The sequence below is a fragment of the Serratia sp. CY37869 genome, from assembly GCF_052168895.1.
Classification (GTDB): Bacteria; Pseudomonadota; Gammaproteobacteria; order Enterobacterales; family Enterobacteriaceae; genus Serratia; species Serratia ureilytica.
Genome location: NZ_JBJNLU010000002.1, coordinates 1,058,003 through 1,081,069, shown reverse-complemented (window position 1 = coordinate 1,081,069; position 23,067 = coordinate 1,058,003). Strand labels below are relative to the sequence as shown.

The 23,067-nt window shown below is 58.4% G+C and carries 26 protein-coding genes; 16 read left to right on the top strand and 10 right to left on the bottom strand.

The features are described 5' to 3' along the window. Nucleotides 1–6: 6 nt before the first annotated feature. A complete protein-coding gene (rpmF, locus tag ACJ8J1_RS15540; RefSeq protein ID WP_004927778.1) occupies nt 7–174 on the bottom strand; it encodes a 50S ribosomal protein L32 in 168 nt (55 codons plus the stop codon). Between the two features lie 16 nt (nt 175–190). Then, nucleotides 191–712 carry a 23S rRNA accumulation protein YceD gene (yceD, locus tag ACJ8J1_RS15535; RefSeq protein ID WP_004927780.1) on the bottom strand — a complete coding sequence of 174 codons (522 nt, stop codon included), beginning with the start codon at nt 710–712 and terminating at the stop codon, nt 191–193. 141 nt (nt 713–853) lie between these two features. On the opposite strand from yceD, the gene ACJ8J1_RS15530 reads away from it, so the two are divergent. Continuing rightward, nucleotides 854–1,435 carry a Maf family protein gene (locus ACJ8J1_RS15530; protein ID WP_033642681.1) on the top strand — a complete coding sequence of 194 codons (582 nt, stop codon included), beginning with the start codon at nt 854–856 and terminating at the stop codon, nt 1,433–1,435. Between the two features lie 6 nt (nt 1,436–1,441). On the opposite strand, the gene rluC is transcribed toward ACJ8J1_RS15530, so the two are convergent. Further along, nucleotides 1,442–2,401 carry a 23S rRNA pseudouridine(955/2504/2580) synthase RluC gene (gene rluC / locus ACJ8J1_RS15525; RefSeq protein WP_033642680.1) on the bottom strand — a complete coding sequence of 320 codons (960 nt, stop codon included), beginning with the start codon at nt 2,399–2,401 and terminating at the stop codon, nt 1,442–1,444. A 552-nt stretch (nt 2,402–2,953) separates the two neighbouring features. Here rluC and rne point away from each other — a divergent pair. Beyond that, nucleotides 2,954–6,322, top strand: coding sequence for a ribonuclease E (gene rne / locus ACJ8J1_RS15520; RefSeq protein WP_033642679.1), 3,369 nt, complete (start codon nt 2,954–2,956; stop codon nt 6,320–6,322). A gap of 60 nt (nt 6,323–6,382) precedes the next feature. Here the strand turns inward: rne and ACJ8J1_RS15515 are convergent, their stop codons facing one another. Then, nucleotides 6,383–6,670, bottom strand: coding sequence for a putative quinol monooxygenase (locus ACJ8J1_RS15515; RefSeq protein WP_025302406.1), 288 nt, complete (start codon nt 6,668–6,670; stop codon nt 6,383–6,385). Nucleotides 6,671–6,883: 213 nt separating this feature from the next. Here ACJ8J1_RS15515 and pyrC point away from each other — a divergent pair, with 213 nt between their 5' ends. From pyrC to ACJ8J1_RS15475, 8 genes are all read left to right on the top strand, one after another. Beyond that, on the top strand, nt 6,884–7,930 hold the full coding sequence (gene pyrC / locus ACJ8J1_RS15510; RefSeq protein WP_033642678.1) for a dihydroorotase: 1,047 nt from the start codon (nt 6,884–6,886) through the stop codon (nt 7,928–7,930). A gap of 75 nt (nt 7,931–8,005) precedes the next feature. Further along, complete coding sequence (gene dinI, locus ACJ8J1_RS15505) at nt 8,006–8,245, top strand: DNA damage-inducible protein I (RefSeq protein WP_033642677.1); 240 nt, start codon at nt 8,006–8,008, stop codon at nt 8,243–8,245. A 130-nt stretch (nt 8,246–8,375) separates the two neighbouring features. After that, nucleotides 8,376–8,657: a hypothetical protein gene (locus ACJ8J1_RS15500; protein WP_033642676.1), complete on the top strand. Its 282-nt coding sequence runs from the start codon at nt 8,376–8,378 to the stop codon at nt 8,655–8,657. Nucleotides 8,658–8,856: 199 nt separating this feature from the next. Further along, the gene (bssS, locus tag ACJ8J1_RS15495) at nt 8,857–9,111 is read left to right on the top strand and encodes a biofilm formation regulator BssS (RefSeq protein ID WP_004927812.1); all 255 of its coding nucleotides are present in this window, start codon (nt 8,857–8,859) and stop codon (nt 9,109–9,111) included. A gap of 139 nt (nt 9,112–9,250) precedes the next feature. After that, nucleotides 9,251–10,366, top strand: coding sequence for an N-methyl-L-tryptophan oxidase (solA, locus tag ACJ8J1_RS15490; RefSeq protein ID WP_033642675.1), 1,116 nt, complete (start codon nt 9,251–9,253; stop codon nt 10,364–10,366). A 216-nt stretch (nt 10,367–10,582) separates the two neighbouring features. Continuing rightward, a complete protein-coding gene (locus ACJ8J1_RS15485) occupies nt 10,583–11,209 on the top strand; it encodes a LuxR C-terminal-related transcriptional regulator (protein WP_033642674.1) in 627 nt (208 codons plus the stop codon). A gap of 122 nt (nt 11,210–11,331) precedes the next feature. Then, complete coding sequence (locus tag ACJ8J1_RS15480) at nt 11,332–11,448, top strand: DUF2770 family protein (protein ID WP_004927822.1); 117 nt, start codon at nt 11,332–11,334, stop codon at nt 11,446–11,448. Nucleotides 11,449–11,451: 3 nt separating this feature from the next. Beyond that, nucleotides 11,452–12,447, top strand: coding sequence for a zinc-dependent alcohol dehydrogenase family protein (locus tag ACJ8J1_RS15475; protein WP_033642673.1), 996 nt, complete (start codon nt 11,452–11,454; stop codon nt 12,445–12,447). On the opposite strand, the gene ACJ8J1_RS15470 is transcribed toward ACJ8J1_RS15475, so the two are convergent. Continuing rightward, complete coding sequence (locus tag ACJ8J1_RS15470) at nt 12,404–13,453, bottom strand: AI-2E family transporter (RefSeq protein ID WP_033642672.1); 1,050 nt, start codon at nt 13,451–13,453, stop codon at nt 12,404–12,406. The genes ACJ8J1_RS15475 and ACJ8J1_RS15470 overlap by 44 nt on opposite strands. A 442-nt stretch (nt 13,454–13,895) precedes the next feature. On the opposite strand from ACJ8J1_RS15470, the gene ACJ8J1_RS15465 reads away from it, so the two are divergent. After that, nucleotides 13,896–14,450 carry a cytochrome b gene (locus tag ACJ8J1_RS15465; RefSeq protein WP_033642671.1) on the top strand — a complete coding sequence of 185 codons (555 nt, stop codon included), beginning with the start codon at nt 13,896–13,898 and terminating at the stop codon, nt 14,448–14,450. Between the two features lie 23 nt (nt 14,451–14,473). Next, nucleotides 14,474–15,052 carry a YceI family protein gene (locus ACJ8J1_RS15460; protein WP_033642670.1) on the top strand — a complete coding sequence of 193 codons (579 nt, stop codon included), beginning with the start codon at nt 14,474–14,476 and terminating at the stop codon, nt 15,050–15,052. A gap of 44 nt (nt 15,053–15,096) precedes the next feature. Here ACJ8J1_RS15460 and trhO read toward each other — a convergent pair whose 3' ends face one another. Next, nucleotides 15,097–16,164 (bottom strand): oxygen-dependent tRNA uridine(34) hydroxylase TrhO, encoded by a 1,068-nt coding sequence (gene trhO, locus ACJ8J1_RS15455; RefSeq protein ID WP_033638032.1) that lies wholly within the window; start codon nt 16,162–16,164, stop codon nt 15,097–15,099. Nucleotides 16,165–16,570: 406 nt separating this feature from the next. Here trhO and ACJ8J1_RS15450 point away from each other — a divergent pair, with 406 nt between their 5' ends. The 4 genes from ACJ8J1_RS15450 to ACJ8J1_RS15435 all read left to right on the top strand — a co-directional run bounded on the left by ACJ8J1_RS15450 (nt 16,571) and on the right by ACJ8J1_RS15435 (nt 21,343). Continuing rightward, entirely contained in the window at nt 16,571–17,491 is a 921-nt protein-coding gene (locus ACJ8J1_RS15450; RefSeq protein WP_025159951.1) for a Kdo(2)-lipid IV(A) acyltransferase, read from the top strand. A 101-nt stretch (nt 17,492–17,592) separates the two neighbouring features. Beyond that, nucleotides 17,593–17,877: a YciI family protein gene (locus tag ACJ8J1_RS15445; protein ID WP_033642669.1), complete on the top strand. Its 285-nt coding sequence runs from the start codon at nt 17,593–17,595 to the stop codon at nt 17,875–17,877. Nucleotides 17,878–18,076: 199 nt separating this feature from the next. Beyond that, a complete protein-coding gene (gene mdtG / locus ACJ8J1_RS15440; protein ID WP_033642668.1) occupies nt 18,077–19,312 on the top strand; it encodes a multidrug efflux MFS transporter MdtG in 1,236 nt (411 codons plus the stop codon). A gap of 477 nt (nt 19,313–19,789) precedes the next feature. Further along, entirely contained in the window at nt 19,790–21,343 is a 1,554-nt protein-coding gene (locus tag ACJ8J1_RS15435) for a peptide MFS transporter (RefSeq protein ID WP_442520380.1), read from the top strand. A 49-nt stretch (nt 21,344–21,392) separates the two neighbouring features. Here the strand turns inward: ACJ8J1_RS15435 and ACJ8J1_RS15430 are convergent, their stop codons facing one another. From ACJ8J1_RS15430 to ACJ8J1_RS15415, 4 genes are read right to left on the bottom strand one after another with little or no spacing between them, the layout of a single operon-like run. Beyond that, on the bottom strand, nt 21,393–21,791 hold the full coding sequence (locus tag ACJ8J1_RS15430) for a VOC family protein (RefSeq protein WP_033642666.1): 399 nt from the start codon (nt 21,789–21,791) through the stop codon (nt 21,393–21,395). Further along, complete coding sequence (locus ACJ8J1_RS15425; protein WP_033642665.1) at nt 21,782–22,207, bottom strand: YeeE/YedE family protein; 426 nt, start codon at nt 22,205–22,207, stop codon at nt 21,782–21,784. The genes ACJ8J1_RS15430 and ACJ8J1_RS15425 overlap by 10 nt, the downstream gene beginning before the upstream one ends. A 2-nt stretch (nt 22,208–22,209) precedes the next feature. Beyond that, nucleotides 22,210–22,644, bottom strand: coding sequence for a YeeE/YedE family protein (locus ACJ8J1_RS15420; RefSeq protein WP_033642664.1), 435 nt, complete (start codon nt 22,642–22,644; stop codon nt 22,210–22,212). Then, nucleotides 22,634–22,951 carry an ArsR/SmtB family transcription factor gene (locus ACJ8J1_RS15415; protein WP_033642663.1) on the bottom strand — a complete coding sequence of 106 codons (318 nt, stop codon included), beginning with the start codon at nt 22,949–22,951 and terminating at the stop codon, nt 22,634–22,636. The genes ACJ8J1_RS15420 and ACJ8J1_RS15415 overlap by 11 nt, the downstream gene beginning before the upstream one ends. Nucleotides 22,952–23,067: the final 116 nt, after the last annotated feature.

The window sequence follows — 23,067 nt, the reverse complement described above, 5'->3', positions numbered from 1 at the left end:
CGCTACTTAGCCGATAACCTTGCGACCGCGGTAGAAACCGTCGGCAGTGATGTGGTGACGACGGTGAGTTTCACCGGATACTTTGTCTACAGACAGAGTAGTCGTGGTCAGAGCATCGTGAGAACGACGCATGCCACGCTTGGAACGGGTTGGTTTATTCTGTTGTACGGCCATGGACCTTACTCCTCAATTACTTACGCTTTAAACTGGCTAATACGGCAAACGGATTCGGTTTCTCCGCCTCGGGAGGCAGTTGGCCAAATACCATGTCCGCTTCGGACACTTCACAGTGTTCAGATTCATGTACCGGAACGACAGGCAGTGAAAGAATAATTTCGTCTTCAATCATTGCCAACAGATCGACTTCGCCAAACTCGTCAACTTCGATCGGTTCGTACGCTTCCGGTAATGCCTCAGCCTGCTCATCATTGACGACCGGGCTAAAACAATATGTTGTGTGAACCTGATGTTCGAACGGGACTCCACAGCGTTGGCACATCAACGTTACCGTGACGTCCGCATGCCCTGTTATCACCGCGAGGCGTTGATTGTCGATATTAAACGACAACGACACCTCAACATCACTGTCCACACTGACCACGGAGTCGGCAACACGAGTAACCTGCTCAGGCGCGTAGACACCAGCATAGTCCAGGCGTTTCTGAGCGGTACGTACCGCATCAATGGTCAAGGGTAATTTTACCTTTTGCATAGGGCGCGCATATTAACTTTGTAACGACATAGAGTCAAAGAAAAAGGCCGTAAAACGGCTCCTTTCACCAATATTCGCTTCCACAGCGGCCGACAGTTTAAAATGCCGTACCCATTTACGCTACGGTTTGCGAAAAAAATTATGCAGAGATTGCTTTTAGCCTCCACCTCCCCCTATCGAAAAATGCTGCTGGAGAAACTGCAGCTGCCGTTCGACTGCGCCGCGCCGGAGGTGGATGAAACCCCGCTGCCGGGCGAAGGCGCGGAAGCGCTGGTGCTGCGCCTGGCGGCAGCGAAGGCCCAGGCGCTGGCCCTCGCCTACCCCGAGCATCTGATCATCGGTTCCGATCAGGTCTGCGTGATCGATGGCAGCATCACCGGCAAGCCCCATACCGAGGAAAACGCCCGCGCGCAGCTGCGCCAGGCAAGCGGCCAGGCCGTGACCTTCTACACCGGCCTGGCGCTGTACAACGGCCGCAGCAAGCAGCTGCAGGCCCTGTGCGAGCCTTTCCACGTGCATTTTCGCGCGCTGAGCGAAGCGGAGATCGCCGCCTATGTGCGTCTGGAGCAACCGCTGAACTGCGCGGGCAGTTTCAAGAGCGAGGGGCTGGGGATCGCGTTGTTCGACAGGCTGGAAGGCCGGGATCCGAACGCCCTGATCGGCCTGCCGTTGATTGCGCTGTTGGAGATGTTGCGGGCTGAAGGCATCAACCCGCTGGTGTGACGCGGATTATTTGGCGGCCTGCCGGCGCAGCACTTGCAGGCAATGACGCAGTTCTTCGTCCATCGGCGCTTCGATACGCATCGTTTCGCCGGTGGCCGGATGCTCGAAGCGCAGCGCCGCGGCGTGCAGGAACAGACGCTTCAGGCCGGTACCCGCCAGTTGACGATCGAACTCGCGGTCGCCGTAGCGATCGTCAAAGGCGATCGGATGCCCGGCATGCAGGGTGTGCACGCGGATCTGGTGGGTACGCCCGGTGATTGGGCTGGCCTTCACCAGGGTGGCGAATTCGTAACGCTCTTCCACCTTGAAGCGGGTTTCCGAAGGCTTGCCTTCGCTGTTGACGCGCACGATACGTTCGCCGCTGTGCAGAATGTTTTTCAGCAGCGGCGCCTGTACGGCCTTGCAGTGGGACTGCCACTGGCCGCGCACCAGCGCCAGATAATCCTTCTGCATGCCCTTCAGCCGCAGTTGCTCATGCAGCGAACGCAGCGCGGAACGCTTCTTGGCAACCAACAGCACGCCGGAGGTATCGCGATCGAGCCGATGCACCAGCTCCAGGAAACGGGCCTCAGGGCGCAGCGCCCGCAGCCCTTCAATCACGCCGAAGCTCAGGCCGCTGCCGCCGTGCACCGCGGTGCCGGAAGGCTTGTTGAGGATCAGCAGGTGGTCATCTTCATACAGAATGCAGTCGGCCAGCGCCGCCACCTTATCCAGCTTCGCCGACACCGGCGCCTCTTCGCGCTCGGCCACGCGCACCGGCGGCACGCGCACCACGTCGCCGGCCGCCAATTTGTATTCGACCTTGATGCGCCCTTTATTAACCCGCACCTCGCCTTTGCGCACAATGCGATAAATCATGCTCTTCGGCACGCCTTTCAGGCGAGCGAGCAGAAAGTTGTCGATTCTCTGACCGGCTTCGTCGTCGGAAATCGTGATGAATTGTACTGCTGGATTGTTCGTTTTCATGGTGCGGGATTCTAAATAGAGCGCGTGAATAGCGCCACATCTTTTTCTGTGCTTAACTGTCTCTCTGACGGCGGGCGAAACCCCAGCGGACAATAAGGCAGCAAGCCGATTTGAACGTTTGCGATTTCTTCCGCAGTTAAGGAAAAGTCACCTTGCTATAACGGCATCAGCAGTGGAATAATGCAGTCACTTTCCGCGTTGATTCTCGTTAAACAGGGAAAACGGTGGAATTATAAAATTTGTCTGATCGCGCAAAAACGCAGCAATGGCGTAAGACGTAATGCGAAATCAAACAATTAGCGGGCTGCGGGTTGCAGCTTGGCCGGCAAATGGAATCAGATCTGTCGACGTAAATCAGAGGCTATTCCCCTAGTAAAAGTGCTGTCTTTCACAAAGAAAAGCAGGCTTACCGAGATAATGCGCCCCTATGCAGGCGACAACCGTGAGGTTGACGGCTTTGCGAGAAGACACGGGGCTTTCGGTTTAACTCCGGCCATGAGGTTATTTTGCCCGCAGCTTTGTCGATAATGTAAAAATAACGAGTAAGTTAAGATGAAAAGAATGTTGATTAACGCAACTCAGCAGGAAGAGTTGCGTGTTGCCCTCGTAGATGGACAGCGGCTGTATGATTTGGATATCGAAAGTCCGGGTCATGAGCAGAAAAAAGCGAATATTTACAAAGGCAAAATCACCCGCATTGAACCAAGTCTTGAAGCAGCGTTCGTGGACTACGGCGCAGAACGACATGGTTTCCTCCCTCTTAAAGAAATCGCCCGCGAATACTTTCCTAGCAATTACTCTTCCCATGGCCGCCCGAACATCAAAGATGTCCTGCGCGAAGGCCAGGAAGTCATCGTTCAGGTAGACAAAGAAGAACGTGGCAACAAAGGCGCCGCCTTGACCACCTTCATCAGCCTGGCGGGCAGCTATCTGGTGCTGATGCCGAATAACCCGCGCGCCGGCGGTATTTCTCGCCGCATCGAGGGTGACGATCGCACCGAGCTGAAAGAAGCGCTCTCTTCGCTGCAACTGCCGGACGGCATGGGCCTGATCGTTCGCACCGCGGGCGTAGGCAAATCCGCCGATGCGCTGCAGTGGGATCTCTCCTTCCGCCTGAAGCACTGGGAAGCGATTAAAAAAGCCGCCGAAGGCCGCCCTGCGCCGTTCCTGATCCACCAGGAAAGCAACGTTATCGTGCGCGCCTTCCGCGATTACCTGCGCCCGGACATCGGCGAAATCCTGATCGACAACCCGAAAATTCTCGACCTGGCCAAAGAACACATCGCCGCGCTGGGCCGCCCGGATTTCAGCAGCAAAATCAAACTGTACAGCGGTGAAATTCCTCTGTTCAGCCACTATCAGATCGAATCGCAGATCGAATCCGCCTTCCAGCGCGAAGTGCGCCTGCCGTCCGGCGGCTCGATCGTCATCGACAGCACCGAAGCGCTGACCGCCATCGACATCAACTCCGCACGCGCAACCCGCGGCGGCGACATCGAAGAGACGGCGTTCAACACCAACCTGGAAGCGGCGGACGAAATCGCTCGCCAGCTTCGCCTGCGCGACCTCGGCGGCCTGATCGTCATCGACTTCATCGACATGACGCCGGTACGCCACCAGCGCGAAGTGGAAAACCGCTTGCGCGACGCCGTGCGTCAAGACCGCGCGCGCATCCAAATCGGCCGCATCTCCCGCTTCGGCCTGCTGGAAATGTCGCGTCAGCGCCTCAGCCCGTCGCTGGGTGAATCCAGCCACCACGTGTGCCCACGCTGTAACGGCACCGGCACCATCCGCGACAACGAATCGCTGGCGCTGTCCATCCTGCGCCTGATCGAAGAAGAAGCGCTGAAGGAAAACACCAAAGAAGTTCACGCTATCGTACCGGTTCAGGTCGCTTCGTACCTGCTGAACGAAAAGCGTGAATCCGTCAGCGCGATCGAAAAACGTCAGGGTGGCGTGAAAGCCGTCATCGTGCCGAACGATGAAATGCAAACCCCGCACTACTCGGTGCTGCGCGTACGCAAGGGCGAGGAAACCTCTACCCTCAGCTACCTGCTGCCGAAACTGCACGAAGAAGACATGGAGCGTCCGCTGGAAGATGCGCCGATGGAACGCAAGCGTCCGGAGCAACCGGCCCTGGCTTCCTTCTCCCTGTCCGCCGATGTGCCGCCGCCGGCTGAAGAACCCGTCGCCGTTGCCAAACCTGTCGCTGCAGCCGCCAAGGCTAAAGCCGCAGCGCCGGCCGCCGCCAAGCCGGGCTTCCTGGGCCGCCTGTTCGGTGGTTTGAAGAGCCTGTTCGCCGGTGAAGAACAACCTGCCGTCGAAGAAGCCAAACCGGCCGAAACGCCGAAGGCGGAAGGCAACGGTGAAAACCGTCGTCAGGATCGTCGCGGTCAGCGCCGTCAAGGCACCGGCCGTAAAGAGCGCGGTGAGCGTAGCGACCGTGGCGATCGTCCGGAACGCGGCGAACGTAAAGAGCGCGGTGAAGGCCGTGACAATCGCGAACGCGACAACCGTGAACCGCGTGAGAACCGTGAAGGCCGTGAATCGCGTGAATCCCGCGATGAGCAGCGCCGTAACCGCCGCAACCAGCAGCAGAACGCGCCGGTAGCGGAGGAAACTGCCTCGGAAGAAAGCGCTAAAGCGCCGCGCGAAGATCAGCAGCAGCGCCGTGAACAGCGTGCTGAACGCCAGCGTCGTCGTCAGGAAGAGAAACGTCAGGCTCAGCAGGAAGTGAAAGCGCTGGAAAGCGTTGACGCGGTCGAGAGCACCGACGAAGAGCAGGAAGAACGCCAGCAGCAGAACATGCAGCGCCGTCAGCGCCGCCCTCTGACGCAGAAAGTGCGCATCCTGTCCGCGGAAGAAGAGCTGCAGCGCGCAGCGGAAGAGCTGTTGGCGCCGAAAGCGCCGGTAGCGAAAGCCGAAGATGCGCAGCCAACCGCCGACGACAGCGTGAAGCTGCTGCCGGAAACCGTTGCCGCTCAGGCGGAAGACGATGCCCAGGGCGAAAACCGCGGCAACGGCGAAGGCATGCCGCGTCGTTCCCGTCGTTCACCGCGTCACCTGCGCGTCAGCGGCCAGCGTCGCCGTCGTTACCGCGACGAGCGTTACCCACTGCAATCCCCAATGCCGTTGGTGGGCGCGTTCGCTTCTCCGGAAATGGCATCAGGCAAAGTCTGGGTAAGCTACCCGGTCGCTCAGGTTGAAGAAGCCGAAGTGCAAACCGAAGCCGTAGAGCAGGCGCCGGTTGTCGCCGCAGCGGTTGAACAGCACAGCGTTGCCGTGGAAGAAACTCAGGCCGCGGCCAGCGTCAACGAACCGGCACCAGAAGCCGCCGTTGAAACTGCCGCCGTCACCGTAACGGAAGAAGCGGCAGTCGTAGCGCCGGTTGTTGCCACCCCGGCCGAGGAAACTCCGGCGCCGGTGGAAACCGCCCCGGCAACGGTTGCGGTTGAAGAACCGAAAGCGGAAGAGACTGCCCCTGCAGTGGAAGTTGAGCCGGTAGCTGAAACCGTAGCGGCAGAGCCAGTGGTTGAAGCTAAGCCAGCGGAAGACGAGCCTGTGGTCGAAACTGCACCGGTAGAAGCCGCACCTACGGAAGAAGCGCCAGTGGTAGAAGCCGCACCTGCAGCGGCAGCCGCTCCGGTAGAAAAAGCGCCGGAACCAACGGCCGCCGAACCTGCGCCTGCGGTTGCTCAGCAGCCGGCACCGGTGAAAGCCGTGCAGGACGCGCTGTACAAACACATCGCCACTGCACCGATGACCAAAGCGCCTGCGCCGGCCTATGTGCCGGAAGAACGCAAGCACAGCGACTGGCAGCGCCCTTCCTTCAACTTTGAAGGCAAAGGTTCAGCCGGTGGTCACTCGGCAGTGAGCCAGGCCACCGCGCCGGCCACCAAGCCGCAGCCGGTTAACGAATAAGTTAATCTGCACACCTAAAAAAACCCGCCGACGGCGGGTTTTTTCTTGCCTGCAAAAAGCTCAGGCGATCTTTTTCAGTTTTTTGATGTCCAGAACATCTAACTTGCCGTCAAGTCGACTGACGAACTGCTGAAAATGCGCCGTCTCATTATGCTTATCCAGCGCTTCGCTGCTGGCCCAACGCTCAAAGAACACGAAGGTGCCCGGTTTTTCCAGATCGCGATGCAAATCATATTGCAGGTTGCCCAGCTCCTGGCGGCTCGGCTCGAGAATGTCGTGCACCGCTTCACTGACTGCGGCCTCAAATCCCGCTTTCGCTTGCAGGGTGGCGATAACGCGTACTTCCATTGTTTTCTCCCTTTCCACTTGATGAAAGTCGACGGTATTGGCGTCGGCATCGTTGAAATCATTGTCACTATGCGCCTGCTGCGCCGTTGATTTCAACTTGTCGCCAACAAACAGATGCATCTGCGGCACTTTCCGCTTATCCTTACACCCCGGCGTGAATAAACCCATTATTCGCTTTTCATTAGATGTATTTGACCGCCGGAGCCTAGCTAGATGACCGCACAACCTCAAGTTCTGAAAATCCGCCGCCCAGACGACTGGCATATCCACCTGCGTGACGATGAGATGCTGAAAACGGTGGTGCCCTATACCAGCCAGGTATTTGGCCGGGCGATCGTGATGCCGAACCTGGTTCCGCCCGTGACGACCGTGGCCGCCGCGCGCGCCTACCGCGATCGGATTCTGGCGGCGGTGCCGCAGGGTCACAACTTCACTCCGCTGATGACCTGTTACCTGACCAACTCTCTGGCGGCCAGTGAACTGGTCAGCGGTTTCGAGCAAGGGGTGTTTACCGCCGCCAAGCTGTATCCGGCCAACGCCACCACCAACTCCAGCCACGGCGTCAGCGACGTGACCGGCATTTACCCGCTGTTCGAGCAAATGCAAAAAATCGGCATGCCGCTGCTGATCCACGGTGAAGTGACCGATCCTGCCGTCGATATTTTCGACCGCGAGGCGCGCTTTATCGAACAGGTGATGGAGCCTATCCGCCGTCACTTCCCGGAACTGAAAATCGTCTTCGAACACATCACCACCAAAGAAGCGGCGCAGTACGTGCAGGCAGGCAACCGTTTCCTCGGCGCCACCATCACCCCGCAGCACCTGATGTTCAACCGCAACCACATGCTGGTCGGCGGCATTCGCCCACACCTGTTCTGCCTGCCGATCCTCAAGCGCAACGTCCATCAGGAAGCGCTGCGTCAGGCGGTGGCCAGCGGCTCGGACCGTTTCTTCCTCGGCACCGACTCGGCGCCGCACCTCAAGCATCGCAAAGAGTCCAGCTGCGGCTGCGCCGGCTGCTTCAATGCGCCGAATGCGATCCCGGCTTACGCTGCCGTCTTCGAACAGCTCGGCGCGCTGGAGCACTTCGAGGCCTTCTGCTCGCTCAACGGCCCACGCTTCTATGGCCTGCCGATCAACGAAGATTTCATCGAACTGCAGCGCGTGCCGACCACCCAGCCGGAAGAGATCGCCCTGGGCAATGAATCCGTGATCCCATTCCTGGCCGGCGAAACCCTGAACTGGTCGCTGAAAGGCTGATATTTTTGCTTCGCCCTCTTGCCCTCGCTTACGGTTAACTGTATAAATAAACAGTAAATCGCTTCGGGGGCAATTATGCGTGTTGAAGTCACTATAGATAAAACCCGGCCGCTGCCGTCGGGCGCCATTGAGGCGCTGACCGGCGAGCTGGGCAAACGGGTCAATCGCCAGTTTCCAGACGCCGTCGTGCACGTCCGTTATGCCGGCGCCAACGGGCTCTCCGTGCTGGGGGGCGCCAAAATCGACCGGGATCTGATTGAGGAAATCCTTCAGGAAACCTGGGAAAGCGCGGACGAATGGTTCAGCGCAGAATAACACTGCAATGCTGTTTTTGCCGGGGGTCGCTCTCCGGCTTTTTTGTTTCTGGCGCCCTGCCCATTCATCGCTTACCCTTACTCTGGAACCAAATCCGCCTCAGCGCTGTATTTAACGCAAAGGAGTAAGCATGGCCCCGGACAAGGTGAAATCCGAAGACGCAATGACGTTTGGCGAATTGCTGGCGCTGATTGCCGATCAGAAAAGACGCTTGAACGTACTGGAAGTGGCCTTCTCTTACCTGGCCTTCAGCCTGGATGACAAAGCCAACCAACGGCTGATCCACAGCCTGAGGCTGGAATCGCAAAGCCAGAATCGCGACACCGAAACGCAGAAACATTTCGCGCACTTGGCAGAAGAACTGGAAAAATGTCTGCACGGCTCCGCCCCACCCACCGGCGGCGCGGAATAACGCCACAGGCTTTACTCATCGCGCGTTCGCACCCGAATTTGTAGAATAATTGTTCAAATAAATATTTATTTTGCAATTTTAGGTGACAACCCCTCCACCGATGAAAGCGGATGCGTATACTGTAATTGCTCTCATGATGATGAGCCGCATTGATCCTCGTTAGTCACTCACGGTAGTTACTACTCAATAAGGGGTCTTTATGGACAGAAATGATGAAGTAATTCAGACGCACCCGCTTGTCGGTTGGGATATCAGTACTGTCGACGTTTACGACGCCATGATGATACGCCTTCATTACCTGTCTTCACTAGACCAAACGCCCGAAGAAGCCCAAGTAGACCGAACGCTTTGGCTGACCACAGATGTCGCCCGTCAATTAATCAATATCTTAGAGGCCGGCATCGCCAAGATTGAAGCTACGGATTACCAGGATCTTGATCGCAGAAAACATTGATTCATCGTCTCCTACCCCCTAAGGCGCCGCGACCTTTCCCGGCGCCTTTTCTTCGCCTTTCGCCGTTCAATCAGTGCATTGCGTCCGCCAACCTTTTATCATGGGGGCATAAGAAATCGCTATCAGAGAGGGTTGGCACGTGGAATATGATTTGATTGTGGTGGGCAGCGGTTCCGTCGGCGCGGCGGCAGGCTATTATGCCACGCGAGCCGGCTTGAAAGTGCTGATGATCGACAGCGCTATCCCTCCGCACCGAAACGGCAGCCATCACGGCGATACCCGTATTATCCGTCACGCTTACGGCGAAGGCGAAAAGTACGTGCCGCTGGTGCTGCGCGCACAGGCGCTGTGGAATGCGCTGATTCAACAATCCGGCGAGGAACTGTTCCAGTCGTGCGGCGTGCTCAACCTGGGGCCACAGCACTCCGAATTCATTCGCAATGCGCAGCTCAGCGCGCAAAAATTCCGCCTGAACGCGCAAACCCTCAGCGCCGAACAGATCAATCAGCGCTGGCCAGAATTCCGAGCACCGGAAGGCTATGTCGGCGTATTCGAGCCAGACGCGGGGTTCCTGCGTGCCGAGCTGGCGATAACCAGCCTGATCAAGCTGGCGAAAGAAGCCGGCTGCAGCCAGCTGTTCAACTGCCCGGTCAACGCGGTAGAACCCATCGATGGCGGCGTTGAGGTCATCACCGGCGAAGGGCGTTTCACGGCGCGAAAAGCGGTGATCGCCGCCGGCACCTGGGTCAAAGCGCTGTTGCCGCAACTGCCGATCGCGCCACTGCGCAAAGTCTTCTCCTGGCATCAGGCAGATGGCCGCTACAGCGTGAACAATCGTTTCCCGGCCTTTACCGTCGAAGCGCAAGACGGCATGCACTATTACGGTTTTCCGGCGGATAACGACGGCCTGAAAGTGGGCAAACACGACGGCGGCCAGCCGATGGATGCCCCCGAGCAGCGCAAACCCTTCGGCAGCTACGCCAGCGACGGCACGGAAGTTTTCTCCTTCCTGCGGCAATTTTTGCCGGGTGTAGGCGTATGTTTACACGGTGAAGCCTGCAGCTATGATATGAGCCCCGACGAAGACTTTATTATCGATACCCTGCCGGATTGCGATCGCCTGATGGTCATCAGCGGATTGAGCGGCCACGGCTTCAAGTTCGCCAGTGCACTGGGCGAGATCGCCGCGTTGTTCGCGCAGGACAAAGCGCCGCCGGTTGACGTCTCAAGCTTTGGTCTGAAACGATTTAGCTGACCGAAGGATTTCGCTGTCCAAGTCCCCCTCAGGCACTGGACAGCGAAATTTGGCGGTTACAATTTGTTAACCTGCTAACTCTTTTAAATACCAAGTAAAAATCCTGATAACGGAAATTTCTTATATTCAGCAGTTGAATTTCCGAATTGAACACTTGCAGTGTAAGTCCTATTTTACAGAAGATATGCTCCATCGGCTTTCAACAAGGACGTCACCATGAAACTACTTGTCGTGGACGAATGCTGCTTCACCCGGGTCGGTATAGCCAGCTACTTTGCTGATAGTGGGATCACGACGATCAAGTGCTGCCACAGCATTGAATACGCTACATCGCTGTTGGCCAGCTTTCAGCCGAGCCACATTCTGGTGAACCTCAGCAACCAATGCCGCTATAACGAAGCGGACGCGCAACTGCAGGCCTTTATGGAAGCCAGCCAGTCCGCCTTGCTATTTATCTATCTCGACACACCTTACCCTTACAGCGAAGCGCCAATGCGCATCGCCGATAACGCTTTTCTGTTCAATAAAAGCATTCTGCCGCTCACCTTACGCACGCTGCGCGAGAATCCGCTGGCGCTGGCCGATGACGGCGAAGAGCGTTCCCTGTTCAGCCCGCAGGAGCTGACGGTAATGAAGTATTGGATGGCAGAGATGCCTAACTACCGCATTGCGAAAAAACTGCAGATCAGCTCCCATACGGTCTATGTGCACAAGCGTCACATCACGGAAAAGATCAACGCGCGCAACCGGCTGGAGTTTTACTCGCTGTATAACGTGCTGCGCTATTTCTACCCGCCGAGCACGCCGGCGAATTCAACGCCGCTGGCGCTGTTGGCCGTGTAACCTCAAGCCTGCGATAACGCAGGCTTTTTTATCGTCACTTTCCCGCCCCTCACGCGCGGCGCGCTATAAATGACGCCGAGAAAAGGACTATAATCAAGGGTCCTTCTCTTCAGGCGGCTGAAATGTTAAACCGAATACTGGCGGCTATCGTCAACAATGTGCGTGAGCATCTGGTGCTGTACCTTTGTCTGTGGCTGGTGCTGCTGGCGTTGGATGTCTATTTCTTCTTCGTCATGTAAGCCATGCCGCCGTTATTTCCCCGATTGAGCTTCAGCCGCTTCGGCGATCCCGCCCAGGTGCTGGAATTGCAGCAGATGAGCAGACCGATGCTGCGCCCCGGACAGCGGTTATTGCAGATGCGCTATGCCCCGATCAACCCTTCCGATCTGATCCCGATCCACGGCCAATACGCGCACCGCATCGCCCTTCCTCAGGTGCCGGGATATGAAGGCGTGGGCATCGTCGTCAATCCGCAGAATGGGCATTCAACGGGCCGACGCGCGCTGGCGGTAGCGGGTAACGGCAGTTGGCAAACGTTCGTCACGCTGCCTGAAGATCGGGTGGTCTGGGTGCCGGACGACATCGACGACGCCTGCGCAGCGCAAATCTATATCAACCCGCTCACCTGCTGGGTGCTGTTGACCCAATGGCTGCCGCTCAGCGCCGGCGGCGTACTGCTGCTCAACGGCGGCGGCTCCGCTGTCAGCCTGCTGCTGGCGCAGCTGACGGCGCTGCGCGGCATTCGTCTGGCGGTCGTGGTGCGCAATGCCGCTCATCGCCAGGCGTTGCTGGCCGCTGGCGCCTGGCGCGTTATCGAAGCGCCGCAGCTGGCGGAAATGACGAATTTTGGCGCCCGTGCGGCCATCGACTGCATTGGCGGAGAAGACGGATTGCAGTTGGCGCGGGCGGTTCGCACCGGCGGCGATTTTGTGGCGCTGGGCCTGCTGAGCGGCCGCCAGGTAGACTGGCGGCGCGTGGTGAACGAGTTAAAGCTGCGCGCTTCGCTGTTCCACTTGCGCAAATGGAACGCACAGGCAGCGCCGGCGCAATGGCAGACGGCGTTTTATCAGTTATTCCAGCTGCTGCGACGCGGCCAGCTGGCGCTGCGCCCACCCGCCGCGATTTATCCTTTGCGTCAGTACGCAGCGGCGCTGCATCACGCCGCCCAGCCCGGCGTGAATGGCAAAATCTTCCTCACTCCGGAGGCTGGCGCGGCGGGCGGCCGTCCCCCAGGATAACCGCCAGCCGATAGCCGCCCTCGGTAGTCTCCAGCGCGATGCGCGCCACGATCGTCAGCGGCACCGACAGCAACATGCCCACCGGGCCGAGCAGCCAGCCCCAAAAGATCAGCGACAGGAACACCACCAGCGTCGACAGCCCCAGCCCGCGCCCCATCACGCGCGGTTCGAGGATATTGCCGATCACCATGTTGACAGCGATAAAGCCACCCGCCACCACCAGCGCATCACCCAATCCGTTGAACAACAGCGCCTGAATCAGCGGCGGAATGGCGGCCAATACCGAGCCAATGTTGGGAATGTAGTTAAGCAGAAATGCCAGCAGCCCCCAGATAAAGGCAAAACGCACGCCGACCGCCGCCAGGAAGATCCAGACGATTACCCCGGTGGCCAGGCTGATGATGGTTTTAATCACCAGATAGCGCGTCACGCCATCCAACGCCCGCCGCATCACGGCAAGCCCCTCGTTCGGTTTATCCAGCGTCTGCTGCAGCTTGTAAGGCAGCAACTGCACTTCGAACAGCATAAACACCACGGTCATCAGGAGCAGGAAGACGTTGGTCATCGCGCCAGACAGGTGCCCCAGCATGCGGGTGACCAGATTCATCGCCGCGCTGGGATCGACATACTGCAGCATCGCTTCGCTGGAAAGGCTGATATTGAAACGGTCGGCGTAATGCTGCAGCTCGCGCAGCTTCTCGATCATCATGCCGCGGTACTGCGGCAGCGAACGGGCGAACTCGTTCAGCGAAGCCCCCAGCATGCCGATAAACAGCATCACGACCACGATCACCGCCGTCACCAGCAGCGTCACCCCGACGATACGCGGCACCCGTTTACGCTCCAGCATCGCCACCAGCGGATTCAGCACCATAGCGAGAAATACCGCCAGCAAAAACGGCACCACAATGTCGGCGGCGGCTTTCACCCCGGCCAAAATGATCACCAACATCGCCAGCAGGACGGCCAGACGCAGGCTGCTGTCGGTCACACGGGTTCGGCCCATGACGTTTCCTTGTTATTTCACTGGGTTAACCGGCGCCAGGGCGCCGGCTCTTGGCGCTAATGGTAGCAAAATCCGCCGCTGCACCGCAGGGGATTTAGCGCAACCGTTCGACAAAGTTAATCTTTCCGCCCTGCCCTGCGCCGCAATAAATAGGCATAACCTTTGCCAACAAATAATCTCGCCGGGCAACTCACGAGGGGTTTACGTAAAATGACAAAAGCTGACATTAATAGATAATAGCCCCATTTTTCAATGACTAGCATGAACCTCTCGTGAGCGAAATAATATTATCTCCAACGATTTATCTGATTAACTCCGAACATCTCGAACAAATTCACTGACTAATATTTCAAAGTAGTAACATAGTTAAATTTATTATTGATTTTATGTTTCCTAAAGTTTAATTATTGCAGCCAGCCAATCGGTAATCGAAGGAAACAGGATGCTCTGGAAAAATACCGCCGATCGTTTCGGCCATGTGTCAGTGTTGATCCACTGGCTGGTGGCGCTGACGGTGTACGGCATGTTCGCACTCGGCCTGTGGATGGTCACGCTGGGCTATTACGACGTCTGGTACCATCAGGCGCCGGAGATCCACAAAAGCATCGGCACGCTGCTGTTCATCGTGATGGTGATCCGCGTGGTCTGGCGCTTTGTCTCACCGCCGCCCAAACCGCTGGCCAGCTATGGCCGCCTCACTCGCGTCAGCGCCATCCTCGCGCATCTGGCGCTGTACGCCGTGTTGTTCGGCATTCTGATCAGCGGCTATCTGATCTCCACCGCAGACGGCCAACCGATCAGCGTGTTCGGCTGGTTCAACGTGCCCGCCACCGTGACCGGCATGGCGGAACAGGCCGACACCGCCGGCGCCATACACCTTTACCTGGCCTGGGCCGTGGTAGTGCTCTCGGTACTGCACGGGCTGGCCGCGCTTAAACATCACTTTATCGATCGTGATGTCACTTTGAAACGGATGCTGGGTAGCAGCGCCGATTAACCTTTGGATTTATGGAGATTGCTATGTTGAAAAAGACCGTATTGGGCCTGACCGCAGGTGCCCTGCTGCTGAGCGCCGGTTCCGCACTGGCGGCAGACTACAAGATCGACAAACAAGGCCAACACGCCTTTATCGAATTCCGCATCCAGCACCTGGGCTACAGCTGGCTGTACGGCAGCTTTAAAGACTTCGACGGCGGCTTCACCTTCGACGAGAAAGATCCGTCCAAGGACAAGGTCAACGTGACCATCAATACCGCCAGCGTCGACACCAACCACGCCGAGCGCGACAAGCACCTGCGCAGCGCCGAGTTCCTCAACGTGGAGAAGAACAGGCAAGCCAAGTTTGAATCCACCGAAGTGAAGAAAAGCGGCGACGGTTACGCGGTGGTCGGCAACCTGACGCTGAACGGCGTCACCAAACCGGTTACGCTCGATGCCAAACTGATTGGCCAGGGCAACGATCCGTGGGGCGGCTACCGCGCCGGCTTTGAAGCCAACGGCAAGATCAAGCTGAAAGATTTCGGCATCACCACCGATCTTGGCCCGGCGTCGCAAGACGTTGAGCTGATCATCTCCGTAGAAGGCGTGCGCGAGAAATAAAAAAAAAGCCCGGCTTGGCGGCCGGGCTTGTCGGTTCCTCAGGCTCAGCGGGCTGGGCCTTCTTCTTCCGGTGCCGGAATGTGCATCGTGGTCTGCAACAATCCTTTCGATTTATTGAAAATCTTGACGCCGTTTTCGCGGCCGGCACGGCGCGCGCGCTGCTCTTCGCGCGGCAGCTTCAGCTCTTCGCGGCAAATCTCGCTGCAGCATCCTTCAAACTTGGCGGCGCAGCTCGGGCACTGAATGAACAGCAGATGGCAGCCGTCGTTCTTGCAGTTGGTATGGGTGTCGCACGGTGCGCCGCACTGGTGGCAGTTGGCGATCACATCGTCGGAGATGCGCTCACCCATACGCTCATCGAACACGAAGTTTTTGCCGATAAACTTCAGCGGCAACCCCTGTTCTTTCGCTTTGCGGGTGTACTCGATAATCCCGCCTTCCACGTGGTAGATGTTTTTAAAGCCGTTGTGCAGCATATAGGCGCTGGCTTTTTCACAGCGAATGCCGCCGGTGCAGTACATGACGATATTCTTGTCTTTGCTGTCCTGCAGCATCTCCACCGCCATCGGCAACTGATCGCGGAAGGTATCCGACGGCACCTCGATGGCGTTTTCGAAATGGCCGACTTCGTACTCATAGTGGTTGCGCATATCGACGAATACCGTATTCGGATCGTCGATCATCTGATTGACGCGATCGGCCTGCAGATACTCACCGACGTTGCTCGGATCGAAGCTCTCGTCATCGATGCCGTCAGCCACGATGCGCTCGCGCACCTTGAGGCGCAGCACCCAGAAGGATTTGCCGTCGTCTTCCAGCGCGATATTCAGGCGGACCTGATCCAACGCCGGGTGCGAGGCGAACAGCGCGGCTTTGAACGCGTCGAAGTTATGCTGCGGCACGCTGATCTGCGCGTTGATGCCCTCTTTCGCCACGTAGATGCGGCCGAACACCTTCAGTTTTTCGAACTGAACGTACAGGCTGTCGCGAAACGCCTTGGGATCGTCGATGGAGAAGTATTTGTAAAAAGAAACTGTGGTGCGCGGCTCGGTTTCCGCCAGCATGCGCGCCTTCAGTTCCTCATTAGAAATTCGGTTATGTAACACTGGCATGGTGTACTTTCCTGTCTTTCGGGAGGTGACTGATTACCGCGCGCAGCCAGCCGGCCCGCGCGCGGCGCACATCATACCCGAAAAACCGCCGCCGCGCAGCCCTGGCGCTCGCGTGCGCATACCTGCATCGCGCACTCATCCCGGATGCCACCGTATTGACCTTCCTGATAAGGATATCGCCATGGGCTTTTGGCAGGAAATATTGTGGAAAAATTCGGCACTCGATGCATATTTAACGCCCAAAAGGGGATTTTAATGCGTTGTGTTTTCCCGGATCGTCAGAAAAATGCCACAATAGTCGCAAACAATCGGCAGAAACGAACCTAGCGACCGAGCCCACCCGGCCGTCAGACCATGCTATGACTCTGTCATTACACTTAAACAACCGTATTAAAACAGAGAACCCATGACTCAAGTTCCTACTTTCAATCGCTCCTTACTGCACCCGCGCTACTGGCTGACCTGGGTAGGCATTGGCTTGCTGTATCTGCTGGTGTTGCTGCCTTATCCCGTCATCTACTGGCTCGGCACCTCGATCGGGCGATTTTCCATGCGCTTTCTCAAGCGGCGCGTCGTTATCGCCCAACGTAACCTCGAACTCTGTTTTCCCGACATGCCGCAGGCTGAACGCGATGCGCTGGTGGTAAAGAATTTCGAATCGGTCGGCATGGGGTTGTTTGAAACCGGCATGGCGTGGTTCTGGCCGAACTGGCGCATCGAGCGCTGGTTCAAGGTCAGCGGCCTGGAGCACATTCAAAAAGCGCGCGACAACCATCAGGGCGTGTTGCTGATTGGCCTGCACTTTTTGACGCTGGAGCTGGGCGCGCGCATCTTCGGCATTCACAACCCGGGCATCGGCGTTTACCGCCCGCACGACAACAAGCTGATGGACTGGCTGCAAACCTGGGGCCGGATGCGTTCCAACAAATCGATGCTGGATCGTAAAGACGTCAAAGGCATGATCCGCGCCCTGAAACAGGGCGATATCATCTGGTATGCGCCGGATCACGACTACGGCCCGCGCAGCAGCGTTTTCGTGCCGCTGTTCGCGGTGGATAAAGCCGCCACCACCACCGGCAGCTACGTGCTGGTGCGGATGGGCAAACCGGCGATCATTCCGTTCACCCCGCGTCGCCTGCCGGACGGCAAAGGCTATGAGCTGATCATGCAGCCGGCGGTGGAAAACTTCCCGCTGGACAACGAACTCGACGCCGCCGCCTTCATGAATAAAGTGGTGGAAAAAGAGATCCTGATGGCGCCGGACCAATACATGTGGCTGCACCGCCGCTTCAAGACCCGCCCGGAAGGCGAGCCTTCGCTGTACTGATCACGCAAACCCGCCGCCGGCGGGTTTTTTATTGCGCGCCCCTTGAGAATCGCCGGCGAGGGTGGGATGGTAATGCTTTTGTCGCCACCCTTGGAGCCGCCATGTATATTGTCAGCCTGACCTACCATCGCCCGATCGCCGACGTCGACAGCCACCTTGACGGGCACATCGCCTGGCTTAAGAAATATTTTCAGGACGGCACCTTCGTCGCCTCCGGCCGCAAGAATCCCCGCACCGGCGGCGTGATCCTGGCCAAAGGCATTGAGCGTGCTCGGCTGGACGCCATCCTGGCCGAAGATCCGTTCAACGCCGTGGCCCACTACGAGGTCACCGACTTTAGCGCCACCACCACCGCCGCCGGTTTCGAGGCGCTGGCCGGACTATAAAACGCTGTAAATTCCGCGCGCCAAGCGCGGAATAAGGTTTAAACGCCATTTTTAAAACTTTATTTCATTTTTTGCCCTATCTGCGTCCCCTCGTTTGCCGTCGCCGCGCCTGCGGCGCATACTTACCACGCTAACTTTCACGTTTTGCCCCATCATCTCGCCACCGGCAAAACGCGTCACCTTTCGGCAGTGGACATTTATGGCTTCGGCAGCAGACCCCGTTAACTGGAAACGCAATCTTTTCGTCGCCTGGCTGGGATGTTTTCTCACCGGCGCCGCCTTCAGCCTGGTGATGCCGTTTCTGCCGCTGTACGTAGAGACGCTGGGCGTTACCGACCATCAGGCGCTCAACATGTGGTCCGGTCTGCTGTTCAGCATCACCTTCCTGTTTTCCGCTATCGCCGCGCCGTTCTGGGGCGCCCTGGCCGATCGACGCGGCCGCAAACTGATGCTGCTGCGTTCGGCGCTCGGTATGGCGATCGTCATGGCGCTGATGGGCATGGCGCAAACGGTCTGGCAGTTTCTCGCGCTGCGTGCGGTGCTGGGGCTGCTCGGCGGGTTCATTCCCAACGCCAACGCGCTGATCGCCACCCAGGTGCCGCGCAACCGCAGCGGCTGGGCGCTCGGCACCCTGTCCACCGGCGGCGTCGGCGGTGCGCTGATCGGCCCGCTGATCGGGGGGCTGCTGGCCGATTTATACGGCCTGCGCCCGGTGTTTTATATCACTGCCGCGGTGCTGTTCGTCTGCTTCGTGCTGACGCTGCTGTATGTCAAAGAACAATTCACCCCGGTGCAAAAGCGCGACATGCTGCACGCAAAACAGGTGTTCGCTTCGCTGAAAAACCCGAAGCTGGTGCTCAGCCTGTTCGTCACCACCATGATCATCCAGATCGCCACCGGCTCGATCGCGCCGATCCTGACGCTGTATGTGCGCGATTTGGCCGGCGCCACCCACAATCTGGCGTTTATCAGCGGGCTGATCGCCTCGGTGCCCGGTGTCGCGGCATTGATGAGCGCCCCGCGGCTGGGCAAGCTGGGCGATCGCATCGGCCCGGAACGCATACTGGTGTTCATGCTGATCGTTTCGGTGCTGCTGCTGATCCCGATGGCGTTCGTGCAAACGCCGTGGCAACTCGGGGTGCTGCGTTTTCTGCTGGGGGCGGCCGACGGCGCGTTGCTGCCGGCGGTACAGACGCTGTTGATTTATAACTGCACCAATCAGGTGGCCGGCCGTATTTTCAGCTATAACCAGTCGTTCCGCGACGTCGGCAACGTCAGCGGCCCGCTGCTCGGCGCCGCAGTCTCCGCCGGTTACGGTTTTCGCGCGGTCTTCGGCGTCACCGCGCTGGTGGTGCTGTTCAACGCCGGCTATTCCTGGTGGTGTCTGCGACGACGGCCGGGCTATATGCGGGAAGATACGCTGCAGGAAGAGTAATAGCTGCATTTATCGCCAGCTTTCGCCATTGGCCGGATCAACGGCGCGTTTCCCCTATTTTTAATAATGCTTTCTCGCCGCCGGTGAATTTTCACCTAACTCAGAACATTCTTAATACAACATCTTGTTTATCAACAAATAATTAACTTTCAGCGCATAAAACCCGCTGTCAATCATATTCCTGTCACAACCAACAGAAAAACCAGAAAAGGAGATGCTTGTCGACTTTTCGTCTAAAAAATGGGATACAGGTACTAGACAAAACCAACGACCAGTTATCAAATGGTTAAATAATATCACGCCAGATGTGAACCATCGGCCAAGTGAAGAAAAGGTCAGCACGCTTTCCACGGTTTATCAGCGTTGCAGCCGCGGTTTTGTCGGGTAATCCGCATTGGGCGGATCGCCTTCATTAAATACACATACATACCACAGTACGGGCTGCAGCCTTGCAGCGCCTTTTATTGGGAAATCGTTATGCAATCCTCTGTCAATAAGTCAGAAAGCCGGACCTTCTTCGGCCATCCCTATCCGCTGGGTTCTCTGTTCTTCACCGAAATGTGGGAGCGCTTCTCGTTCTACGGCATCCGTCCGCTGCTGATCCTGTTTATGGCCGCCACGGTGTACGACGGCGGCCTGGGCCTGGCGCGCGAGAACGCGTCGGCGATCGTCGGCATCTTCGCCGGCAGCATGTACCTGGCGGCGCTGCCCGGCGGCTGGCTGGCGGACAACTGGCTCGGCCAACGCAAGGCCGTCTGGTACGGTTCGATCCTGATCGCGCTCGGCCACCTGTCGATCGCGCTGTCCGCAGTGATGGGCACCAACCTGTTCTTCATCGGTCTGATGTTCATCGTGCTCGGTTCCGGCCTGTTCAAGACCTGTATCTCGGTGATGGTCGGTACGCTGTACAAGAAAGGCGATGCGCGTCGCGACGGCGGTTTCTCGCTGTTCTACATGGGCATCAACATCGGTTCGTTCATCGCCCCGCTGATCTCCGGCTGGCTGATCAAGTCACACGGCTGGCACTGGGGCTTCGGCATCGGCGGCATCGGGATGCTGGTGGCGTTGGTGATCTTCCGGGTGTTCGCCGTCCCGGCGATGAAACGCTATGACCGCGAAGTGGGCCTGGACTCCACCTGGAACAGCCCGGTCGCGAAGAAAAAAGGCGTCGGCACCTGGTTGCTGGCGTTGGCGGCCATCCTGGTGGCGGTCATCGTGCTGATCGCCCAAGGCACTATCGTCATCAATCCGGTCGAGGTGGCCAGCGTGCTGGTGTACGTGATCGCCGCGTCGGTCACGTTGTACTTCATCTATCTGTTCGCCTTTGCCGGCCTGAGCCGCAAAGAGCGCGCACGCCTGCTGGTGTGCTTCATCCTGCTGATCTCCGCCGCGTTCTTCTGGTCAGCGTTTGAACAGAAACCGACCTCGTTTAACCTGTTCGCCAACGATTACACCAATCGCATGATCGGCGACTTCGAGATCCCGGCGGTATGGTTCCAGTCGATCAACGCCCTGTTCATCATCCTGCTGGCACCGGTCTTCAGCTGGGCCTGGCCTGCGCTGGCGCGCAATAACGTGCGTCCGAGCAGCATCACCAAGTTCGTGATCGGTATCCTGTGCGCCGCCGGCGGTTTTGGCCTGATGATGCTGGCCGCGCAGAATGTGCTGAGCAATGGCGGCGCCGGCGTATTGCCGATGTGGCTAGTGGGCAGTATCCTGATGCTGACGCTGGGTGAACTGTGCCTGAGCCCGATCGGGCTGGCCACCATGACGCTGCTGGCGCCGGAGAGAATGCGCGGTCAGATGATGGGGCTGTGGTTCTGCGCCAGCGCGTTGGGCAACCTGGCAGCCGGTCTGATCGGCGGTCACGTCAAGGCCGACCAACTGGATATGCTGCCGAATCTGTTCGCCCGCTGCTCAGTCGCGTTGCTGATCTGCGCCGCCGTGCTTATCGTGCTGATCGTGCCGATTCGCCGCATGCTGGAAAATACCCAGTCCAAGAGCGCGCAAAAACCGGCGACCAACGCCTGACGGATAGCCCGTTTTATCTCGCAAACCGGCGCTCGATGCGCCGGTTTTTTTATGCTTGCCAGGCCTGATGCTGCAATACCACTCGGTAGCCATCAGGATCTTCAAAGGTTTGCCCCGCCCGATCCCAATAGGGATTATAGGCGGCGACCGATAAGAATCCCGCCGCCCGCATCCGCTCACACGCGGCCCGCCATTCGTTCTCATCCGGCAGATAAAATACCAGCAGATGATCCTGCGTCGGCGCCTGCCCGACCCGTACCCCGCGATGCTGCGTGAACTCCAGATGGTAGGCATGCTGCGGATGCCCGATCATCATGCCGTCGAACCCCTGATGATCGACAAACTCGCCCAGCTTTTCGAACCCCAGCCCGCGGCAATACAGCGTAGCAATCTCTTGCAACCGATCGGTCGGGCGCGCGATGCGCAACACCGCTTTGGCTATCGACATGTCCTCCTCCTCATGATAACGTCATACAGCGCCATGCCCGCCAGCATTGCCAGCAGGAACGGCCATACCCGGCTTATCTCCGCCCCGGCCAACACCCAGGCTGGGCCGGGGCAAATACCCGCGATGCCCCAGCCGATGCCGAACAGCGCGCTGCCCGCCAGCAAACGACGATCCAGACGCCCGGCGGCCGGGATCTGCAGCGTTTCCCCCAACAGGCTACGCTCTCGTCGCCTCGCCCACAGGAAGGCCGGCGCCGCCACCGCGATCGCACCAGCCATCACCAACGCCAGCGAGGGATCCCACGCGCCGGTAACGTCGAGAAACGCCAACACTTTGGCCGGATTGGCCATGCCGGCGACGATCAGCCCCAGACCAAAAATGACGCCGCTCAGCAGCGCCAACAGCGTTTTAAGCATTCTCAACCTCCCGCCAGGTGGCGCATCAACCACACGGTCATAAAGCCCAGCAGCATAAACACCGCCGTGGCGGCCAGCGAACGCGGCGCCAACCGTGCGACGCCGCACACGCCGTGCCCGCTGGTGCAACCGCTGCCCAATCGAGTGCCCAATCCCACCAACAGCCCTGCGGCCGCCAGCCCACCGTTGCCGACCGCGATCTCACCGGACGGCAAAGCCGCAGCGGCAGCATACAGCCAGGGAGAGAGCAGCAACCCGCCAATAAATGCGGCGCGCCAGCCCCGCTCCTGGCCACCGGCACTCAATACACCGCCGGTAATGCCGCTGATGCCGGCGATCCGGCCGTTGAACAGCAGCAGCAGCGCCACCGCGCCGCCGATAATGGCCCCGCCCGCCAGCGCGGAATAAGGCGTGAAGTGTTGCCAGTCAATGGTCATCGCGGTTCTCCGGTTGTGGGCAATAAAGCTGATACAGGGTATGGAGCAGCGCCAGCGCTTTGGCATCGGCCACCGCATAGTAAATCTGCTTGCCGGCGCGCCGGGTGGACACCAACCCTTCCTCCCGCAGCACGCCAAGCTGCTGGGACAGCGTCGGCTGGCGGATATCCAGCGCCTGCGCCAGCTCGCTTACCGCCATCTCGCCCTGACTGAGCCGGCACAGCAGCAGCAGCCGATCTTCGTTGCCCAGGGTACGCAGCATCGTGCCGGCCTGCGTCGCCGCCTTACGCATCGCGTCAATATCCATTGCTCCTCCATCAATATATAAAATTATATAATATTATTTTATAAAGTATTCGCACACAAAGCCACAGGCTGGCGTGAAATAACGCCGCATGGCATGCTGTTTGGTCTTATCCTTTT

Excerpts from the sequence above, each read along its gene's own strand:
- rluC (WP_033642680.1), bottom strand. The coding sequence starts at position 2,401 with ATGAAAACGAACAATCCAGCAGTACAATTCATCACGATTTCCGACGAC.
- yceD (WP_004927780.1), bottom strand. The coding sequence starts at position 712 with ATGCAAAAGGTAAAATTACCCTTGACCATTGATGCGGTACGTACCGCT.
- ACJ8J1_RS15450 (WP_025159951.1), top strand. The coding sequence starts at position 16,571 with ATGACTCAAGTTCCTACTTTCAATCGCTCCTTACTGCACCCGCGCTAC.
- ACJ8J1_RS15435 (WP_442520380.1), top strand. The coding sequence starts at position 19,790 with ATGCAATCCTCTGTCAATAAGTCAGAAAGCCGGACCTTCTTCGGCCAT.
- ACJ8J1_RS15475 (WP_033642673.1), top strand. The coding sequence starts at position 11,452 with ATGCCGCCGTTATTTCCCCGATTGAGCTTCAGCCGCTTCGGCGATCCC.
- ACJ8J1_RS15430 (WP_033642666.1), bottom strand. The coding sequence starts at position 21,791 with ATGTCGATAGCCAAAGCGGTGTTGCGCATCGCGCGCCCGACCGATCGG.
- ACJ8J1_RS15515 (WP_025302406.1), bottom strand. The coding sequence starts at position 6,670 with ATGGAAGTACGCGTTATCGCCACCCTGCAAGCGAAAGCGGGATTTGAG.
- ACJ8J1_RS15415 (WP_033642663.1), bottom strand. The coding sequence starts at position 22,951 with ATGGATATTGACGCGATGCGTAAGGCGGCGACGCAGGCCGGCACGATG.
- ACJ8J1_RS15480 (WP_004927822.1), top strand. The coding sequence starts at position 11,332 with ATGTTAAACCGAATACTGGCGGCTATCGTCAACAATGTGCGTGAGCAT.
- rpmF (WP_004927778.1), bottom strand. The coding sequence starts at position 174 with ATGGCCGTACAACAGAATAAACCAACCCGTTCCAAGCGTGGCATGCGT.
- ACJ8J1_RS15470 (WP_033642672.1), bottom strand. The coding sequence starts at position 13,453 with ATGGGCCGAACCCGTGTGACCGACAGCAGCCTGCGTCTGGCCGTCCTG.
- mdtG (WP_033642668.1), top strand. The coding sequence starts at position 18,077 with ATGGCTTCGGCAGCAGACCCCGTTAACTGGAAACGCAATCTTTTCGTC.
- dinI (WP_033642677.1), top strand. The coding sequence starts at position 8,006 with ATGCGTGTTGAAGTCACTATAGATAAAACCCGGCCGCTGCCGTCGGGC.
- ACJ8J1_RS15465 (WP_033642671.1), top strand. The coding sequence starts at position 13,896 with ATGCTCTGGAAAAATACCGCCGATCGTTTCGGCCATGTGTCAGTGTTG.
- ACJ8J1_RS15445 (WP_033642669.1), top strand. The coding sequence starts at position 17,593 with ATGTATATTGTCAGCCTGACCTACCATCGCCCGATCGCCGACGTCGAC.
- rne (WP_033642679.1), top strand. The coding sequence starts at position 2,954 with ATGAAAAGAATGTTGATTAACGCAACTCAGCAGGAAGAGTTGCGTGTT.
- ACJ8J1_RS15420 (WP_033642664.1), bottom strand. The coding sequence starts at position 22,644 with ATGACCATTGACTGGCAACACTTCACGCCTTATTCCGCGCTGGCGGGC.
- ACJ8J1_RS15460 (WP_033642670.1), top strand. The coding sequence starts at position 14,474 with ATGTTGAAAAAGACCGTATTGGGCCTGACCGCAGGTGCCCTGCTGCTG.
- bssS (WP_004927812.1), top strand. The coding sequence starts at position 8,857 with ATGGACAGAAATGATGAAGTAATTCAGACGCACCCGCTTGTCGGTTGG.
- ACJ8J1_RS15485 (WP_033642674.1), top strand. The coding sequence starts at position 10,583 with ATGAAACTACTTGTCGTGGACGAATGCTGCTTCACCCGGGTCGGTATA.
- pyrC (WP_033642678.1), top strand. The coding sequence starts at position 6,884 with ATGACCGCACAACCTCAAGTTCTGAAAATCCGCCGCCCAGACGACTGG.
- ACJ8J1_RS15425 (WP_033642665.1), bottom strand. The coding sequence starts at position 22,207 with ATGCTTAAAACGCTGTTGGCGCTGCTGAGCGGCGTCATTTTTGGTCTG.
- trhO (WP_033638032.1), bottom strand. The coding sequence starts at position 16,164 with ATGCCAGTGTTACATAACCGAATTTCTAATGAGGAACTGAAGGCGCGC.
- ACJ8J1_RS15500 (WP_033642676.1), top strand. The coding sequence starts at position 8,376 with ATGGCCCCGGACAAGGTGAAATCCGAAGACGCAATGACGTTTGGCGAA.
- ACJ8J1_RS15530 (WP_033642681.1), top strand. The coding sequence starts at position 854 with ATGCAGAGATTGCTTTTAGCCTCCACCTCCCCCTATCGAAAAATGCTG.